Below are 3,512 nucleotides of genomic sequence, written 5' to 3' on the forward strand. Positions count from 1 at the left end.
CCTGTAAGGGCCGGGGTTTCTTCAGTGTAAGTGCCTGACGATGACCTACTCTCGCATGGAGAGACTCCACACTACCATCGGCGCTAAGCGGTTTCACTTCCGAGTTCGGCATGGGATCGGGTGGTTCACGCTCGCTATGGTCGTCAGGCGAAACGGGTTGATGAGACGCCTAAGCGGCTCATCGCAATAAGAATCATGCTGACGTGATCGTTTCATCGTATCCGTCAATTGCGCACGTCATGCGCAGACCCCTTGGGGTTATATGGTCAAGCCTCACGGGCCATTAGTACACGTTAGCTCAACGCCTCGCAGCGCTTCCACACCGTGCCTATCAACCAGCTCGTCTTGCTGGGCCCTTCAGGAGGCTTACGCCTCGGGGAAGTCTCATCTTGAAGGGGGCTTCCCGCTTAGATGCTTTCAGCGGTTATCCCGTCCGCACTTAGCTACCCGGCAATGCCACTGGCGTGACAACCGGAACACCAGAGGTGCGTCCACTCCGGTCCTCTCGTACTAGGAGCAGCACTTCTCAAACTTCCAACGCCCACGGCAGATAGGGACCGAACTGTCTCACGACGTTCTAAACCCAGCTCGCGTACCACTTTAAATGGCGAACAGCCATACCCTTGGGACCGACTTCAGCCCCAGGATGTGATGAGCCGACATCGAGGTGCCAAACACCGCCGTCGATGTGAACTCTTGGGCGGTATCAGCCTGTTATCCCCGGAGTACCTTTTATCCGTTGAGCGATGGCCCTTCCATACAGAACCACCGGATCACTAGAACCTACTTTCGTACCTGCTCGACGTGTCTGTCTCGCAGTTAAGCACCCTTATGCTCTTGCACTCAATGCACGATTTCCAACCGTGCTGAGGGTACCTTCGTGCTCCTCCGTTACTCTTTGGGAGGAGACCGCCCCAGTCAAACTACCCACCACACACTGTCCTCGATCCGGATAACGGACCGGAGTTAGAACGCCAATGATGCCAGGCTGGTATTTCAAGGTTGGCTCCACGGCCGCTAGCGCGACCGCTTCCAAGCCTCCCAGCTATCCTACACAAGCAACATCAGCGTCCAGTGTGAAGCTATAGTAAAGGTTCACGGGGTCTTTCCGTCTAGCCGCGGGTACACAGCATCTTCACTGCGATTTCAATTTCACTGAGTCTCGGGTGGAGACAGCGTGGCCATCATTACGCCATTCGTGCAGGTCGGAACTTACCCGACAAGGAATTTCGCTACCTTAGGACCGTTATAGTTACGGCCGCCGTTTACCGGGGCTTCGATCAGGAGCTTCGCTTACGCTAACACCATCAATTAACCTTCCGGCACCGGGCAGGCGTCACACCCTATACGTCCGCTTACGCGTTGGCAGAGTGCTGTGTTTTTAATAAACAGTTGCAGCCACCTGGTATCTTCGACCGCTTCGCGCTTAGGGAGCAAGTCCCATCACGCTAATGCGGCGTGCCTTCTCCCGAAGTTACGGCACCATTTTGCCTAGTTCCTTCACCCGAGTTCTCTCAAGCGCCTTGGTATTCTCTACCTGACCACCTGTGTCGGTTTGGGGTACGGTTTCACAGTATCTGAAGCTTAGAGGCTTTTCCTGGAAGCGTGGCATCAATGACTTCCAGACCGTAGTCTGTTCGTCTCGTCTCTCGGCTTTAAGGAACCGGATTTACCTGATTCCTCGGCCTACTGACTTTCACCAGGACAACCAACGCCTGGCTCACCTAGCCTTCTTCGTCCCCCCATCGCAATACTGTGAAGTACGGGAATATTGACCCGTTTCCCATCGACTACGCCTTTCGGCCTCGCCTTAGGGGCCGACTCACTCTGCTCCGATTAGCGTCGAACAGAAACCCTTGGTCTTCCGGCGGGGGAGTTTTTCACTCCCCTTGTCGTTACTCATGTCAGCATTCGCACTCGTGATACCTCCAGCATGCTTCTCAACACACCTTCATCGGCGTACACGACGCTCCTCTACCGCTCATCGTTAAGATGAACCCGTAGCTTCGGTACCTGATTTAGCCCCGTTACATCTTCCGCGCAGGCCGACTCGACTAGTGAGCTATTACGCTTTCTTTAAAGGATGGCTGCTTCTAAGCCAACCTCCTAGCTGTCTGAGCCTTCCCACATCGTTTCCCACTTAATCAGGATTTTGGGACCTTAGCTGACGGTCTGGGTTGTTTCCCTTTTCACAACGGACGTTAGCACCCGCTGTGTGTCTCCCACGCTGCACTCACCGGTATTCGGAGTTTGCCTCGGGTTGGTAAGTCGGGATGACCCCCTAGCCGAAACAGTGCTCTACCCCCGGCGGTGATACGTGAGGCGCTACCTAAATAGCTTTCGAGGAGAACCAGCTATCTCCGGGCTTGATTAGCCTTTCACTCCGATCCACAGGTCATCTCAGCATTTTTCAACATACTTGAGTTCGGTCCTCCAATTGATGTTACTCAATCTTCAACCTGCCCATGGATAGATCGCCCGGTTTCGGGTCTATTTCCAGCGACTGGTCGCCCAGTTAAGACTCGGTTTCCCTACGCCTCCCCTATACGGTTAAGCTCGCCACTGAAAATAAGTCGCTGACCCATTATACAAAAGGTACGCGGTCACCGAACACGTCGGCTCCCACTGCTTGTACGCATACGGTTTCAGGATCTATTTCACTCCCCTCTCCGGGGTTCTTTTCGCCTTTCCCTCACGGTACTGGTTCACTATCGGTCAGTCAGGAGTATTTAGCCTTGGAGGATGGTCCCCCCGTCTTCAGTCAAGGTTTCACGTGCCCCGACCTACTCGATTTCACACCAATCAGATTTCGACTACGGGGCTATCACCCTGTATCGCGTGGCTTCCCAGCCACTTCGTCTATCAGTCATGGTGCTTAAGGGCTGGTCCCCGTTCGCTCGCCGCTACTTGGGGAATCTCGGTTGATTTCTTTTCCTCAGGGTACTTAGATGTTTCAGTTCCCCTGGTTCGCCTCCCAACACCTATGTATTCAGTGTGGGATACCCAACTTACGTTGGGTGGGTTTCCCCATTCAGAAATGTCCGGGTCGCAGGTTGTTTGCCACCTCGCCGAACCTTATCGCAGGCTTCCACGTCTTTCATCGCCTCTGACTGCCTAGGCATCCACCGTATGCGCTTCATCGCTTGACCATATAACCCGAAAGGGTCTGATCCGCGATGACTCACGACAATTGCCGGATACGCTTGAAACGTATCACTGCCTTTTCCTGGGTAGGAAAAGGACTTCTTGTCAGCATGATTCATATTGTTAAAGAGCGACTGTCGAACCGACAGTCACAAGCCCGACATCAACATGTGTGATGATAAGCTTGTGACTGTGGACTCGAAGATGACTGTTGGGGATGGTGGCGCCTAGCGGGCGGTGCGACGATTCGCTCGAATCGCTGACCTCCATCGCTGATCTCTTGTCAGTAAATGGTGGAGCCTAGCGGGATCGAACCGCTGACCTCCTGCGTGCAAGGCAGGCGCTCTCCCAGCTGAGCTAAGGCCCCT

At 54.2% G+C, this 3,512-nt stretch carries 1 tRNA gene and 2 rRNA genes; all 3 read right to left on the reverse strand.

The features are described from left to right. Positions 1-32: 32 nt before the first annotated feature. Positions 33-148: ribosomal RNA gene (rrf, locus tag HF027_RS15310) — 5S ribosomal RNA — on the reverse strand. A 114-nt stretch (positions 149-262) separates the two neighbouring features. Continuing rightward, a 23S ribosomal RNA gene (locus HF027_RS15315) occupies positions 263-3,149 on the reverse strand. A gap of 286 nt (positions 3,150-3,435) precedes the next feature. Then, positions 3,436-3,511: transfer RNA gene (locus HF027_RS15320), tRNA-Ala, on the reverse strand. Position 3,512: the final 1 nt, after the last annotated feature.

Origin of the sequence: Halomonas salinarum, assembly GCF_012062845.1 — a bacterium.
In the GTDB taxonomy this organism is placed as follows: Bacteria; Pseudomonadota; Gammaproteobacteria; order Pseudomonadales; family Halomonadaceae; genus Onishia; species Onishia salinarum.